The 14,971-nt window shown below is 43.2% G+C and carries 13 protein-coding genes; 1 reads left to right on the top strand and 12 read right to left on the bottom strand.

Annotation, left to right across the window (positions count from 1 at the left end; translation table 11 throughout):
- Positions 1 to 22: 22 nt before the first annotated feature.
- From JQM81_RS10585 to JQM81_RS10560, 6 genes are all read right to left on the bottom strand, one after another.
- On the bottom strand, positions 23 to 3,487 hold the full coding sequence (locus JQM81_RS10585) for an FtsX-like permease family protein (protein ID WP_235233566.1): 3,465 nt from the start codon (positions 3,485 to 3,487) through the stop codon (positions 23 to 25).
- A 130-nt stretch (positions 3,488 to 3,617) separates the two neighbouring features.
- Entirely contained in the window at positions 3,618 to 5,177 is a 1,560-nt protein-coding gene (locus JQM81_RS10580; RefSeq protein ID WP_235233564.1) for an FGGY-family carbohydrate kinase, read from the bottom strand.
- Positions 5,178 to 5,197: 20 nt separating this feature from the next.
- Positions 5,198 to 6,940, bottom strand: a complete 1,743-nt coding sequence (locus JQM81_RS10575; RefSeq protein WP_235233562.1) for an FAD-binding oxidoreductase — start codon at positions 6,938 to 6,940, stop codon at positions 5,198 to 5,200.
- Entirely contained in the window at positions 6,921 to 7,307 is a 387-nt protein-coding gene (locus JQM81_RS10570) for a DUF1667 domain-containing protein (protein ID WP_235233559.1), read from the bottom strand. The genes JQM81_RS10575 and JQM81_RS10570 overlap by 20 nt, the downstream gene beginning before the upstream one ends.
- On the bottom strand, positions 7,304 to 8,587 hold the full coding sequence (locus tag JQM81_RS10565; protein ID WP_235233558.1) for an NAD(P)/FAD-dependent oxidoreductase: 1,284 nt from the start codon (positions 8,585 to 8,587) through the stop codon (positions 7,304 to 7,306). Before JQM81_RS10565 ends, JQM81_RS10570 begins: the two co-directional genes overlap by 4 nt.
- Positions 8,584 to 10,308, bottom strand: a complete 1,725-nt coding sequence (locus tag JQM81_RS10560; RefSeq protein ID WP_235233556.1) for an NAD(P)/FAD-dependent oxidoreductase — start codon at positions 10,306 to 10,308, stop codon at positions 8,584 to 8,586. The genes JQM81_RS10565 and JQM81_RS10560 overlap by 4 nt, the downstream gene beginning before the upstream one ends.
- A gap of 177 nt (positions 10,309 to 10,485) precedes the next feature.
- Here JQM81_RS10560 and JQM81_RS10555 point away from each other — a divergent pair, with 177 nt between their 5' ends.
- Entirely contained in the window at positions 10,486 to 11,040 is a 555-nt protein-coding gene (locus tag JQM81_RS10555; protein WP_235233554.1) for a TetR/AcrR family transcriptional regulator, read from the top strand.
- Between the two features lie 113 nt (positions 11,041 to 11,153).
- On the opposite strand, the gene JQM81_RS10550 is transcribed toward JQM81_RS10555, so the two are convergent.
- The 6 genes from JQM81_RS10550 to JQM81_RS10525 all read right to left on the bottom strand — a co-directional run bounded on the left by JQM81_RS10550 (position 11,154) and on the right by JQM81_RS10525 (position 14,957).
- Entirely contained in the window at positions 11,154 to 11,675 is a 522-nt protein-coding gene (locus JQM81_RS10550; protein WP_235233553.1) for a flavodoxin domain-containing protein, read from the bottom strand.
- A gap of 806 nt (positions 11,676 to 12,481) precedes the next feature.
- Complete coding sequence (locus JQM81_RS10545) at positions 12,482 to 12,661, bottom strand: hypothetical protein (RefSeq protein WP_235233551.1); 180 nt, start codon at positions 12,659 to 12,661, stop codon at positions 12,482 to 12,484.
- 53 nt (positions 12,662 to 12,714) lie between these two features.
- Positions 12,715 to 13,101, bottom strand: coding sequence for a hypothetical protein (locus JQM81_RS10540; protein WP_235233550.1), 387 nt, complete (start codon positions 13,099 to 13,101; stop codon positions 12,715 to 12,717).
- 194 nt (positions 13,102 to 13,295) lie between these two features.
- Positions 13,296 to 14,210, bottom strand: a complete 915-nt coding sequence (locus tag JQM81_RS10535) for an IS3 family transposase (protein WP_235233549.1) — start codon at positions 14,208 to 14,210, stop codon at positions 13,296 to 13,298.
- Positions 14,207 to 14,491 (bottom strand): transposase, encoded by a 285-nt coding sequence (locus tag JQM81_RS10530; protein ID WP_009245215.1) that lies wholly within the window; start codon positions 14,489 to 14,491, stop codon positions 14,207 to 14,209. Before JQM81_RS10530 ends, JQM81_RS10535 begins: the two co-directional genes overlap by 4 nt.
- A gap of 76 nt (positions 14,492 to 14,567) precedes the next feature.
- Positions 14,568 to 14,957, bottom strand: a complete 390-nt coding sequence (locus JQM81_RS10525) for a hypothetical protein (protein WP_235233548.1) — start codon at positions 14,955 to 14,957, stop codon at positions 14,568 to 14,570.
- Positions 14,958 to 14,971 lie beyond the last annotated feature (14 nt).

The following is a 14,971-nucleotide window of genomic DNA, read 5'->3' as shown; positions in this document are numbered from 1 at the left end:
ATCATAACCTTTTCCCATTCTTTTAATCTACAGATTTTAGTGATTCTGCCATGCTGATGCGTTTTAATTTGCCATTCATGACAAGATCTACGAACCAGGCAAATGCAAAAGTCAACAGTATACTATACACATAACTGATCGGTGCAATCCGGACATCAAATGCCACCTGATCTACCTTTACCTGCGACATCACAAACATGTGAAAATATTTTCCAAGAACGAGTCCTGCCATCGTTCCTATAAATGTCAGTATCATGTTTTCACGGAATACATAACTTGCAGTTTCATTCCTATAAAAGCCCAGTACCTTAATCGTTGCGATTTCTTTTATGCGTTCCGTGATATTGATATTGGTAAGGTTATACAATACAATAAATGCCAGTCCGGCCGCACATACAATAATTACCACTACTACCAGATTCATACTGTTCATCATGCTGGCGAAGCGAGTCTTGGTATCTTCAGATACCGTTACATTCGTCACTTCATCCATCTTCATCAGATCTGCAGAAAGCTGATGCACATCTGCTTTTTCTGAGGCGTTGATATAGACAGCATTCAGAGATGCATCCTCTCCCATATATTTCTCATAAGTCTGCGTCGTCATGTATACATAATTTCTAATGTGATTTTCAAAGATACCACTGACTTTAAGTTCCATGGTCTCATGGTTCTCATCCTGTAGTGTAATGGTATCTCCTACTTCTATCTCATAGTTCTCTGCAATCGCTTCGGAAAGAATACACTCTCCCTCTCCCGGATAAGATATTTTCTTACCATCCGGATCTTTCAGATGTACAAATGGAGCAATATCTTCCTTCTCATCCACTGCAACCAGATTGATACCCTTCAATTGGTCTCCATGAACAAGATCCATACTCTTTTCCATCACATAGACAGACTCCGATACCTCTTTTCCCAGTGACTTCTTAATCTCAGCCTTTGTACTTTCCTCTGCTTCATCTGCCAATGTTACACTCATATCATAAATCTGGATATTATCATATTGATCGCTTGCTATGTTCGTCACTGAATCATTGATTCCGAATCCCGTCACAAGTAATGCTGTACATCCGCTGATACCGATTACCATCATCAGGAACCGTTTCTTATAACGAAATACATTCCGATAGGACACTTTATATAAGAATTTCAGGCGTTTCCAGATAAATGGCACTCGCTCAAGAAGCACTCGCTTTCCGGCCTTTGGCGCTTTTGGTCTCATCAGCTCCGCTGCCACCTCACCAAGTTCCTTGCGGCAAGTCAGGAACGTAGTTCCGGCAGAACATGCTACAGACACAATCAATGAGATCAGACCAAGCTGCCAATCCAATACATATGACAATTTCCCCACATCGTACATCATTCCATAGGCATACCAGATGACATTCGGGAACAGCCAGGTTCCACCAAAGAATCCAATCAAACAACCTAACACTGCTGCTGTGCTTGAATAGAACAGATACTTGCCCATAATCGATGACTTACTATAACCCAGTGCTTTTAACACACCGATCTGCGTTCTCTGTTCTTCAATCATCCGGCTCATCGTAGTAATACATACCAGTGCCGCTACAGCGAAGAAGAATACCGGGAATACATTGGCAATTCCATTGATGATTGCCGAATCACTCTCGAAACATGCATATCCAACATTCGTATTTCGATCCAACAGATAGCTTTCCGGTGATGCAAGATCTTCGATCTCTTCTCTTGCATCCGCAATCTTCTTCTCTGCATCTGCAATCTCATCTACAAATTCCTGATAGCCTTCCGCATACTCTGCCAGACCATCGTTATATTCCTGCCATCCATCCTGAAGCTCTGCTTCATTCTTTGCGATCTCAGCTTTTCCACTCTCAATCTCAGCCTCTCCTGCAAAGAACGCATTCCAGCTTTCTGCTATCTGCTTCTTTCCAGACTCAATCTGGGCTTTGCCGGAATCCAATTCCTTCTGGGCAGCCTCCAGTTGGGCTCTTACTGCTGCAAGCTGGGCATCTGCATCATCTAAGTTCTGTCTCTGGGCATCGATTGTTTCCTGCGCTGTCTGAATCTGTTCCAGATGATTCGTAATCTCTTTCTGTTTTTGAACAATCGCAGCGGAAGCACCTGCAAGTTTTCCATTCATAATGGCTATTCTTTGTGCAGCAGACAGGGTGCTTGTGTCAGTTCCTTCTCCGGTACTCCCTTCCGACAATCCTGAAAGTAATTCATCCACCGCCTCTTCCAATGGCGCAAGAATCGCTTCTTTTTGTTCTGGCGGAAAAGAATCCAATGTGGCCGCATCTAATAAATCAACCTGTTGTTGCAGCTTTGAGACTTGATTCTGTGCCTCATTTAGCTGATTTTGTCCAGCTTCTAATGCCGCTTTATTCTCATTCAACTGCGTCTGACTGCTTTCCAGCTGTTGTCTTCCTTCTGCTGCCTGCGCTTCTTTTTCCACTAATAGTGCCCAGTTACTTTCCAGTTCTGCCGCACTACTATTTAATACAACTTCATTCTGAGCAAGTTCTGATTCCGCATTCTGTAGCTGTGAACGGCTGGCATCCAGCTCCTTCTGGCCATCAGCCAGTTCTTTTTTTGCATCAGCGATCTTGCGGTCCGCGTCTTCCAGCTTCGCTTTCGCCTCCTCAAGTTCTGCTCTTGCATCGGCAAGCTCTGCTTCTCCTTCCGCTCTTCCATCAGCCAGTTCCTGTTCCGCATCATTCAACTTCTCTTCTGCATCTGCCAGAATTCTTGTATAGTGATGTTCTGCTACCTCTTTCGCCAGGTCTTCCCATTCCACTTCCTTATCATCTATATAAGCATCATATTCATCACTGTATATCTCATAATCCTGATCAAACTTCACCAGAATCTCTGTATAATAGTCTGTATCAAAGCTCTCCCATGGCAGGTACATGAAGCCACTGATACGTCCATTTCCAAGAGAAGTATTGCCTCGTTCAAACTGTATGTAATTGGAGGATTGCGCCAGTCCTACAATGGTATATTCTGTTTTTGTAAAGTATTCCAGATCATCTTCATCGTTCGTATCCGAAAGCACCAGCGTCTGCCCGATATCTTTCTTGGTAAAACAAGAAGAATCCACAAGACACTCTCCGGCATTCTTCGGCATACGGCCTTCCATAAGTTCAATTCCATTCATATCTTCCGGGAGATTATAGGCCTTTAACACCATTTCATTCTCTCCGGCAATATTGCACAGAACATCCATATTGAAGACACCTTCTGCGTACCTTACATCCTTCTGCTTAGCAAGGAATTCCACATCCTCTTGTTCAAAGCCAAGGGTAGACAATATCCGATAATCATAGAATTGCTTCTCCGTCAGATACTGGTTGACAGTCTTTACCATAGCCGGCTGTGTCACTTTCAGGCCTGAAAAAAGGCCAACTCCCAAAGCAACAATTGCAAGAATCGCAAGAAATCGGCCTATACTTTGTTTAATTTCCCGTGTAGTAGATTTCCACATATTCGACTTCATTATTCACCTGTCCAAAAATGCATAAATTGCAAATATTTTTCGATAATATAGAATTATTTTAACATCTTTTGACACAAGATTCTATTAAATATCTGTGAAAAATAAATGAATCACTTGGGCGGGGTATTCACTATGTCAGATCTTTCTCATGATAGATCTCGTATAGTCTTTCGTACAGTCCCGAAAGCTTTCCATAAATATTCTTAAACACTTCCTCATAGAGCCTCTCGTAGATCTTGTGCTGCTCAAGATTCGGTTCAAAGACATCCTTTTTATGCACCATGGATTCCACGGCTTCCTCATAACTTGAGAACACACCAAGCCCTACAAATGCTGCCATCGCACATCCGATTCCGGTCACTTCATAGCTCTGGGTCCTGATTGCAGGAATTCCGAACATATCGGCGGTAATCTGGCAGATCTCCCGGCTCTGCGAGCCTCCTCCGCCAAGATACAATTCCTGAAATTTATGGCCAGATCTTCGCTCCATCAGCTTCATTCCATCCATCAATGCAAAGTTAATACCTTCTATGATTGCCCGGTATATATGAATCCTCGTATGCTGGTCTGAGAATCCAATCACTGCCCCTCTTGCGTTCGGCATGGTAATATTCGGTGTGAAATACGGCTGGAACAAAAGCCCCTCACATCCTGCCGGAATCTCTCCTAGTCGCTGATTCAGGAGTTCTTCTGCCGACAGGCCAAGCTTCTTCGCCTGCTCAACTTCCTTTTCTGCAAACTCTTTCTTAAACCAGGAGATGAGCCAGTATCCCCGGAATATCTCGATCTCCGGAGTAAATCGCCCCTGGATGATCGAATCATATGGCGGGATAAAGCGTTCTGGCTCCAGATATTTATCAATGGTAAATGTTATCGTTGCGGTTGTTCCCAGACCAATGGCTGCTTTCTCCCTGCTGACACATCCAAGTCCCAGGATCTCACAGGCTTTATCCGAACCTGTTGCGATCAATTTCATTCCTTCTGGAAGGCCTGTCTCCTCCGAAGCCTGAGCGGTAATCGTACCAAGTACTTCTCCAGATTCTTTGATCTCACACAGCTTCTCTTCTTCTACATCGAATACCGGACGGGTCAGTGCTCCTTTTCTCTGCCAGTTTCTGGACTGACTGTCGAACGGAATATGCCCTACCTGGCTTGCTGCCGCATCCACCATCTGACCAGTCAATCTGAAAATAAGATATCCACTTAGCAGCAAGTATTTGTATGTCTTTTCCCACACTTTTGGCTCATTCTGCCTGATCCAGTTACAATGAGACTTCTGATACTGCACATTGGCAGTCTCCTCCATCCCCACTGCTTTAAAGAGCATACGAGTGACCTGAGAAAACTTCGGTTTTCCCTCGGCTTTTCGCTTATCCAGCCACAGAATCGCCGGGCGAAGCGGTTTTCCATCCCGATCAACACATACAACAGTATCACGGATCGTAGTGATAGCTGCCGCCTCAATCTTTTCAAATATCTCTGGATACCTCTTTTTTAAATCCTGCGATGCCTGACAGATATTCTGATAATAAAAATCGGCATCCTTTTCTGCCCAGTCCGGGTTCGGAGATTCATACGGTTCCTGGTGCTTCACCTGGCTTTTTGCCAGGATTTCGCCTCTCTGATTGATCAAAAGTGCTCTTGAACTCTGCGTTCCTACATCATACGCAAGCACGATTCTATCTTCCATTGCAGTCCCCCCTTTCACTGCTACTGGATATCTTCCCGTAAGAATCGTTTTTCCTCTTCTTTCAGATCCAGACCAAGCGTACCGCCTGGATTCATCATATTATCTGGATCAAAATATTCTTTTAACACTTTAAATACGCCATACTCTTTTCTTCCCAGCTGACCTTCCAGCCATGGTGCAAACATCTTTCCAATCCCATGGTGATGGCTCATGGACGCACCAGACTTCTGGATCGCATCCAGAATTGTGGCATGATATGCCTTGAATTCCTCAGCATCCGACATTCTTGTGATAAAGATAAAGTACAGATTCGCTCCCTGTGGATAACAGTGGGACATATGTGTAGTAACAATGGTATTCGGAAGTGCATGACATACCTTTCTCACTTCCTGATGCACTTTCGCCATATTCGACCAATTCACCGTACACTCTAACGTATCCGTCATAATTCCAAAGTCCAACAAGGTATCTCTCAGATATGGGTCGTTGAATCTTCCCTTTTCCCAACTCTTGGTCACGAAAGATGTCAGGCTCATTCCGCCGTATTTGTGGGCAATCCGCTTAATATTCTTCGCTACATTTTTAGAAAATCCTTTCTCTCCGTCAGTAAATCCCAGGAACAGGCATCTCTGCATATCCACATATCCACGCATATCCAGAAGATTCCAAAGAGGGGTCTCATCTACATTATAAAGGCGAAGCATCAGATTGGTCTCTTCCGGGTCAGACAGGCGGAATACGGATGCATTGCCGGCCTCGCACTGCATCATTTCCCGTGCTGCCGCCCGGGCAACCTTCCAGTTCTTAAAGATAAAGGAGAAGCGCTTTCTGTTCTCCGGCATATAGCGGAATACCTTTAATGTTACCTCCGTCAACACTCCAAATGCTCCTTCACTTCCCATCATAATCTGATTCAGATTCGGACCGGTGGCCTCTCTTGGATAATGACTGGTCTGGATTGTTCCGATTGGCGTTGCATACTTCTGTGATAATACGATATCGGTGATACATCCATAATAAGTACTGTTCTGTCCGGCACCTCTGGTCACTACCCAGCCGCCCACACTGCTGTATTCAAAGGACTGTGGGAAATGTCCACAGGTATACGCTCTTTTGGCTCCGTATAGCTGCGGTGCATTGTTCAAAGCTTCTTCCAGCTGTGGCCCTGAGATTCCACTCTGTACGGTAATCGTCTGGTCCACTTCGTTGAAACTAAGTACTTTATTGAATCTCTTTCGCATATCCAGAGAGACACCGCCCTTCGTCGGCTCCACACCTCTGGTCACACTGCTGCCGCCGCCATATACATACAATGGAATCTTCTGTTCCGTACAATATGCTACGATTTTCTCCACTTCTTCTGTTGTTCCAGGATACAGAACTGCATCCGGCAGGCTGTCAATCTGACGCTGACGCAGTCTTGCAGCATCATACCCGGTCTTTCCATAGGCAACTGCAAGTCTTGGATAATCTTTTGTTGTTACATTGTCTTTTCCCAGAATCTCCACAAATGCATCCAGATGCTTCTGCTCCAGATTGCATGGTGCATCCAGCTTGACTGGATCCATCCCGATATCACCTGCATAAGACTTAAAATCATCGTCCGTCATCTTGAACTTTTCCTTCATCATTTTATACAAAGATTCTTTCGGATACTTTACAAACTCTGGGTCTCCCCATCGGAAAATAGACCGATAGCTGTCCTTTGGAGCAGCCTCCTTTACCCATTTTGGTTCAAATCCTTTATACGGTTTCGCACTCATTTTCATTCTCCTCTCTACTCAGTCGATTACTCGTCACAATAATATCTACACCTAATCCAAGAACATTTTCCAGCAACACATCCCCCCGTCTGACATGCCGGTCCACCAGGATATGATTGATCTCCTTCATAACATCAAAGATTCTCTCTTTTGGAATCTCGCCGGACACCCGAACCGGCAATACCGGTACTTCCGGATAGATGGTCCGGACTGTGCTGCAGATGGTTCTCATCGGATGTGTCAGCTCTGCAATGGCAAATGCTTCTCCTCTCTTACATTTATTGCCTGTAACATGGAGTGTTCCTTCTACTTCTTCAATCTGCAGCGTACATCCATTGGGGCAGGTAATACACGTCATCTCTCTCATCTCTTCCCGCCTCCTTTTGCTTCCTTTCGAACGGATATCTTCACCTTAGAAGATTCTGTCAGGCGGAATCTCTGGAAATCCAGTTCCAGATGCTCCATCTCTGGCGGTTTCAGATTCGTATACTTCTTCTCGAATACATTCTTCCCATCTATCTCAATACATAACGTACCATATGGTATCGTCTCTCTGCTTCGAAAATACATCACAACATGTTCCAGTCCCTGCTCCAGATTCAGGCTCTGTGGTACCAGATACTGTAAGGATACATCTGTTTCCAGCTGTACCTTCTTCCTGCCTGGTTTCCAGTTCTTCTGATAGCCTGCCGCCGCCTTCCCGGCAAGTTCACCACTTTCAGATACATAATCCACCAGGTCATTGACATGGAGTGCATTTCCACAGGAGAACACTCCTTCTACATTGGTCATAAACAGATTATCACAGGCAGGCCCTTTGGTATGTCCATCCAGTAAGACCCCCAGATTCTCCGCAATCTCATTTTCCGGAATCAGGCCGACCGACAGAATCAAAGCATCACACTCTACCAGCCTCTGTGTCCCCGGAATCGGCTGCATCTTCTCATCTACCTTTGATATCTCTACAGCCGTCAGTCTGTCCTCTCCAAATACTCGTGTCACCGTATGGGACAGATGTAATGGGATGTTGTAATCCTCCAGACATTGAACAATATTTCTCGTAAGCCCGGATGGTTCTGGTTTCACTTCATAGACGCCTTCAACCTCTGCACCTTCTAACGTCAGGCGACGTGCCATGATCAGGCCAATATCGCCACTTCCCAGAATGACACATTTCTTTGCAGGCATCTCTCCCATCAGATTAACAAAATGCTGTGCTGTTCCTGCGGTAAAGACTCCTGATGGTCTGGTTCCATGGATGAACACCTGCTTTGCCGTCCGTTCCCGGCATCCCGTAGCCAGAATGATCGTCCTGGTCTGATACTTCTGTACACCCTTTCGGTTGACCGCTGTTATCCGGAAGTCTTCCTCTTTCTTGCAGATATCCGTAACAAAGGTCTGTACTTCATACTCTATGTGCAGTTCGTGGAATTCATCTTCGAACCGTTCCACATATTCTGGTCCTGATAGCTTCTCTCCAAAACGAAGGAGACCAAATCCATCATGGATACACTGCTTAAGGATTCCTCCCAAATGCTCTTCCCGCTCAATCAAAAGCACTCTTGCTCCTTCTTTTCTGGCAGAGATTGCTGCGGAAAGTCCTGCGGGGCCTCCGCCAATTACAAGTACATCGCAACTTTGCATCATTGTACCCCCTTTGTCTTTCCATAGCATATTATGGAATTTTCCCCGGATTTTCTAACTTGTTCGACTGGAATATTCTGGTGTTCACTGATAATTCTGGTTACCAGAGGCATACAGAATCCACCCTGACACCTTCCCATTCCCGGGCGGACACGCTTCTTAATTCCATCTACCGTTGCTACCGGGATTGGGGAATTCAATGCATCCAGAATCTCTCCCTTACTGATCTCTTCACACCGGCAGACTATGACTCCATAATCTGGATTTTCCTGAATCAATCGGTCTCTTTCTTCCTCCGGGAGATTCTTCACCTGTGGAATTCCCTTTCTTTTTGGCTGGAATTCTCGATTCACTTCAACCTTTTGCGACTGTTTTAACTCATGAACCGCCATCTCTGCCACATCGACTGCAACCGCAGGCGCAGTTGTCAGTCCTGGCGACTGTATTCCGGCACAATGAATCAGGTTCTTCGTCTTACGCCCTTTTTCTATCACAAAATCTTCTTCAAACGTTGCCGGTCGGACACCCGTAAAATATGTAATGATATCTTTCTTCGAGAGCTTTTCCGACGTCATCTTCTGCTTTTCAAACACTGCATCAATGCTGGACTGTTCCGTTGCAAAGTTCTCTTTTTCATAGGTTTCAATAGCATTCGGCCCCACCAGCAGATTGTCATGGGCAGTATGGACAATGCCGCCTCCCTTGGTATGTGCTGCGTTATGGGTCAATTTCTTTATCGAAGAGATTCCCTTCACAAGGCTTCCGGTCTTTTTGTCCAGAATCGAATTGGTTCCTTTTCTGGGATGAATCGAAAAGAATCTGTCCCCTGCCATCTCAGCCACATCCTCGGCAAATACTCCGGCCGCATTGATCACCAGCTTCGGGTATATGGTTCCGCGATTGGTCTTAACACTTTGAATCCTTCCTTTTGATACTTTCATTCCAAGCACGACCGTATTCAGACTTACTTTTGCTCCATTACTCACTGCATTTTCCCCATATGCAATCGTCAATCCATAAGGGCAGACACATCCGGCACTTGGATTGTAAAGTGCAAACTGAAACTCCGGATTCAGATTCGGTTCTCTTCGGTGAAGCTCCTTTCCCGACAGAATCTGTGTGTCCGTCACCTTGCAGATGTGCTTACGCTGCCACGCATACAACCAGATAAATGGATACACGATCTTATCTGTGAAGCCAACGTACTGTCCGCATCTCTGAAATGGCACATCCAGATCTTCGCAGACCTGATCAAACATACGATTGCCCCGCACCACGTACTTCTGCTTCAATGTTCCACGTCCCAGATCCACTCCGGGATGCACTTCTCCATCATTCCTGCCTGATGCCTGCACAGCAAGATCTGCCTCTTTATCCACCAGCAGGACACCCAGCTTCCACTTCATTAATTCTCTCGCAATACTACACCCGGAGATGCCTCCGCCGATAATCAGGACATCCGGCTTCGCCCCTTCCAGCTCTTCATCCCTGAGTGAAGGAACTCTCATCGACGGCATCTGCACACCATCCAGCACTACATCATTGACCACATGGACTCCCGGCTGCTTCACCACACACATGCTGCAGGCTTCTACAATATCCTCCCACCTGGACATATGACCAGATACACGAATGATTCTTCCTTCCACCGACACCCTGACACTGTCTCCAAACCGCTTTCGCAATTTATGATTCAGTTTTTCTTCCAATGCTTCTTTTTTCATCCACTCACTTCTTTCTATAAGTCGTCCACGCGACCGACTCTAAGTTTATATTAGCAAATCTGTACATTAAAGTCAACATTTCGCTCTATTTTCTCGACATTTCACACAAAAGAAGCTATACTGTATACATACAAAATGCGTGAGCATCTTTCATTAATATCATCAAAAGGGGACACTATGGCTGCACCAAGAAAAGATAATGTAAAAGAATTAATTCTAACCGCTACAGAAGAATTATTAGAACATAAAAAATTATCCGACATCTCCCTGGCTGAGATTGCCAGAGAGGCCGGAATATCAAAAGGAACACTTTATTATCATTATAAGAATAAGAACGATATCTTATTCGATATTACAGACAAGTATCTGGATCAGCAATATCAGGACCTGATCACATGGACGGAAGACGAGACGAAGGACACGTCTCTTCACCGGCTGGTCAAGTATGTATTGGAACGAGATGTTGCAACTGCAGATATGCGGCTTCATCTTTTCTATGATGCGATGATGGGAAATGAACAGATCCGTCAGAAGCTTCTGAGCCGGTACTGTGAATTTGCTGAGATCATCTCAAAAAAAATCGGAGAACGAACGGATTCCGTGTCCTCCGATTATCTTGCATGGCTGCTTCTGCTCCTTTCCGATGGTCTGTTCATCCATAAGACTTTGGATAATCCCAAGCTGGACATTGCAGACTTTATCAAACGGTCGGAAGGGTATCTGAGCAGATAAATAGAAATCCATATTCCTCAGATATCTGACTGTTGCTTCTGAAAGTGCCCGGCAACGGAAGCTCCTTCCTCATCACACTTCCGAAGCATTTTCCGTTGCCGAAAAACATATGATTACTTCAACATATCCAATATCGGCTCAATATACTTTTGATCTGTCCAGTCACAGCTGTCATCTCCAGCAGCAACCAACGCCTTCTCCCAGACCTCATATTCGGCTGGCTGCTTTTTTGCGACTGCTTTTCTTAACATTTTGCACAAATTTCTATCCACAACATTCATTGCTTCCATATCCCATGCTCCTCTGCAATAGAAGCAAGGAATGTCCGTTAGTCTATCTTTCATATTATGTTGTACAATCTCTTGAAATGCAGTTTCATCATAAGGAGATGCGCCAACACAAAATACTATGATTTTCTTTTCCTGCAGTATATCAATATTCTTTTTCAAAAAGGAGATACCTGCAATTCCAGATGCATAAATGCCTCCTCCAAGGATTATAATATCATACTTTTTAATATCTCCTATCTTTGCTTTCTTCGTCTCAATCACAGGAAATCCTGTTTTCTCCGAAATCCACTCTGCATATTTCTTCGTTGCCCCATATTTTGATTGATACAATACTACACCATTCATAAAGCTTCTCCTTAAATTTTGATTCATCTCATTCTAACATGCTTCTTTGCAAAATGCTATGGATTACAGACTCTTCGGAGTTTATTTTTTATTATTGGATATCTATACTACAAATGAATCCTTCTTGTATAAAAGAGGTCAAAAACTGGATTAATACTGTACAATAGCACAAGAGATGCCGAACAGTTAACAGCTGACAGACACCCGTTTTTAATAGATTATAGCACGAAGAAAAACAGCAGGAAAGGAGCCAGCCCACGCCTTTCGGATTTTCTTTACTGTCCATCCACTCTACATAAGATGAAGAACCGCGCGTTACATACTTGAAGCGCAGATCAATGCAGATATTTGCCAGCGCATCCGTGGAAGTATAGGCTTTCAGATGTTGGATTTGAGCCCGAATACCGAGCAATGCCGCCACGGAAGGATTAACACCTAAACTGGTCAGAATCTTGTGCCACTGTTATAGAGATTGTCTTCTACCGTTATCTTATAATCCTGAAGTGTTCTACCCCCACAGAGACTTTCGCTGCATATCATCCCGTAATTATAAGGGCATCTATCCTCTCTCAATCCGCTTTATCCCCAATAATCAACTAACATGGATCTATATGTTGTGATTTTAGATAAAGAATCAGTAAAATTACCGCCAGCAGAAATAGATGCCCCTTCATAAGAGAAACTTATCGATGAAATTCCCGGCATATTTTCATGTACATACTCTAACCTCAAATCCGTTACCACATTATCATTTACATGAAACATATAACTTGGTTCAAAAGATACAAAAGCCCATCCACCTGGATTTATTTGAATCTTAGGCGAAATGTTAGGGCTTTGCAACTGAGCATACCTTTTTCACACAAATATTCCTTTTTTTCTTCAATTGTTATACATTCTTTTTGAGTTTCCGCCTTTACGCCATTGCTGCAAAACAGAAAAAGCGTCAGTGTAGCTGCTATTATTTTGATAACATTTTTCTTCATCAACTTCCCCCTTGTATAATTAATGCTTTTTAACATGTACTTTATGAATGAAATTAATTTGTAATATACAGACAATAATATTTGTCGTTTCCCAACGTGACCCGAAAGATTCCCCAATTTCCTTCTGGAATATTCCAACGATATAGAAACGGAGCAACTTTTCGCACATTAACATCGATAAGACTGTCCACAGTTTCATCTTGTACCTCCACGGCTTCATTTCCAATATAAAACATATAGACGTTCTTTATGCTCTTATCATTCGCATCAAACTTTCTCGCAGCACCCAGATCATACTGCTTTTCATACTGATCCACCTTCTCTTTTGTCAGAATTCCAGTTTTTATAAATGCAATTGGATGCACCCACAACAATAAAGCAATAAGTGCTGCAACCCCGACCAAAATATATACATATCGTCTGGATATCTTTTTCTTCATTCATCTACCTCGCAGTTATCTGAAAGAGCCATGTGTTGATATGGCAGTCCGCACATGGCTCTTTCAGATGAACTCTACTTTTTTACTTTTCTAACCCTTACTTCTTTTTTTGACTATAAGATAAACACAATTATATACGACAACCTGGTCCTATGTCAAGATTTAGTACAAGTTAAAATGAGGTTTTCCTCATCTTAACTTGCCATCAGCAATTCGTCTTTCTGGATTCTACGATACAGTTCTTCATAATCATTTGGAGACATATAGTCACAATGGCTATGAATACGTTTTGTATTGTAGAATGCTTCCAGATATTCGAAGACCAATCGGTACGCATGATCATAATCGCGGATTTTGAAGCGGTTCAGCCATTCACGTTTGATCAATGAATGGAATGATTCAATACATGCGTTGTCCCAAGGATAAGCTTTTTTCGAATAGCTACACTGTATACCGGCAGTTATCCTCTTGTATTCTTTGGATACATACTGGCTGCCACGATCGGAATGCAGAATCAATGGTTCTTCGATTTTACGTCTTGCTTTAGCTTTATTTATTGTTTCAATCACGCAGGATACTTCCAGTGTTTTAGAAAGTGTCCAGGCAATGATTTTTCTGGAATATAAATCCATAATACTGGTTAGATAAACAAATCCGTCTATCGTCCAGATATATGTGATATCAGAACACCAGACAGCATTTGGGCGTTCCGGATTAAACTGTTCATCAAGGATATTTTGCAATTCGCTACTGAAGTCAGAATCTTTTGTGGTAATAGTCCATGGTTTTACCCATTGTGCTTTGATTCCCATTTGCCTCATGTATTTACCAACTGTACGTTCAGAGATTATTTCCCCTGATTTTCGCAGTTCTTTGGTAATCTTTGGGGCACCGTAATTCTGTTTTGATTCATCATAAATATCCTTGATTTTGGCTTTTACCGTTTCACGACGCTGTTCAGCGTTTGAAGGAACATGTTTTAGCCATGCACGGTAACCAGAACGGGAAACGCCGAGATATTTCAACATTCCGGAGACAGAAACCCGGCGTCCAGCCTTATGGGCAGTTTCTGACTTCTCAGCAACTTCGAGATAAATGGCTTCCGTCATTTTCCCAGAATGTTGATTGCTTTTTTTAGTACATCAAGAGCGTCCTGTGCATCACGAAGTTCACGTTTTAATCGTGCGATTTCTTTTGCTTCATCAGAAGCATAATTACCGGAACCACGGCATTCAATATCACCTGTCTCACGTAGCTCCTTTTGCCAACGTGATAATGTTTGTTGACTGATTCCTAAATTTGATGCACAGCCCTGCAGTCCTAAGTCTCTGTGATCATGATAATACTGGACTGCATCCAGTTTAAACTGTTTGTCATAGTGCTTTGCCATAATGAGATCCTCCTTCAGTGCGGTACCTACATTGTACCATGAAATATTAGATTAGGAATTCTCATTTTGACTTGTACTATTTATATTCTAGCACCAAATTTTTAAACATACGTCCTTTTATTTTTGGAAATGGGTACATATAACACTCATCTATGCCTTTGACTGGAACATACTGATGTCCCCACTCAGCGAAATCTTCCTCATAATATCCGCTCACTGATACATTTTTCGCACCTTCTATTTTCATATCCAAGAAATCATCACTAAACCAATCAATCTGAACAGCTCTGTCCATGTTTTCAAATGTCGTAAAATGAATTACCTGATCTACAGACCTTATGTTTGCCAAACAAAATGCCGGCAATAAAAGACCTAAATAGAAAGAAATAATATACATAACATATTCTTTCTTTCGATATGTAATTTTAAATAATATTTGTCGAAGCTGATAATTGATTCTATTCATATTTTGTTCATACT

Origin of the sequence: Faecalicatena contorta (assembly GCF_021531895.1) — a bacterium.
Taxonomy (GTDB): Bacteria; Bacillota; Clostridia; order Lachnospirales; family Lachnospiraceae; genus JAFBIX01.
The sequence above is the reverse complement of the archived record's forward strand: the minus strand, read 5'-3'. Positions and strand labels throughout refer to the sequence as shown.

What these genes read in the sequence shown, in the direction of transcription:
- JQM81_RS10535 (WP_235233549.1), bottom strand. Translation starts at nt 14,210, where the DNA reads ATGACGGAAGCCATTTATCTCGAAGTTGCTGAGAAGTCAGAAACTGCC.
- JQM81_RS10580 (WP_235233564.1), bottom strand. Translation starts at nt 5,177, where the DNA reads ATGGAAGATAGAATCGTGCTTGCGTATGATGTAGGAACGCAGAGTTCA.
- JQM81_RS10560 (WP_235233556.1), bottom strand. Translation starts at nt 10,308, where the DNA reads ATGAAAAAAGAAGCATTGGAAGAAAAACTGAATCATAAATTGCGAAAG.
- JQM81_RS10565 (WP_235233558.1), bottom strand. Translation starts at nt 8,587, where the DNA reads ATGATGCAAAGTTGCGATGTACTTGTAATTGGCGGAGGCCCCGCAGGA.
- JQM81_RS10585 (WP_235233566.1), bottom strand. Translation starts at nt 3,487, where the DNA reads ATGAAGTCGAATATGTGGAAATCTACTACACGGGAAATTAAACAAAGT.
- JQM81_RS10545 (WP_235233551.1), bottom strand. Translation starts at nt 12,661, where the DNA reads ATGAAGAAAAATGTTATCAAAATAATAGCAGCTACACTGACGCTTTTT.
- JQM81_RS10570 (WP_235233559.1), bottom strand. Translation starts at nt 7,307, where the DNA reads ATGAGAGAGATGACGTGTATTACCTGCCCCAATGGATGTACGCTGCAG.
- JQM81_RS10525 (WP_235233548.1), bottom strand. Translation starts at nt 14,957, where the DNA reads ATGAATAGAATCAATTATCAGCTTCGACAAATATTATTTAAAATTACA.
- JQM81_RS10555 (WP_235233554.1), top strand. Translation starts at nt 10,486, where the DNA reads ATGGCTGCACCAAGAAAAGATAATGTAAAAGAATTAATTCTAACCGCT.
- JQM81_RS10575 (WP_235233562.1), bottom strand. Translation starts at nt 6,940, where the DNA reads ATGAGTGCGAAACCGTATAAAGGATTTGAACCAAAATGGGTAAAGGAG.
- JQM81_RS10530 (WP_009245215.1), bottom strand. Translation starts at nt 14,491, where the DNA reads ATGGCAAAGCACTATGACAAACAGTTTAAACTGGATGCAGTCCAGTAT.
- JQM81_RS10550 (WP_235233553.1), bottom strand. Translation starts at nt 11,675, where the DNA reads ATGAATGGTGTAGTATTGTATCAATCAAAATATGGGGCAACGAAGAAA.
- JQM81_RS10540 (WP_235233550.1), bottom strand. Translation starts at nt 13,101, where the DNA reads ATGAAGAAAAAGATATCCAGACGATATGTATATATTTTGGTCGGGGTT.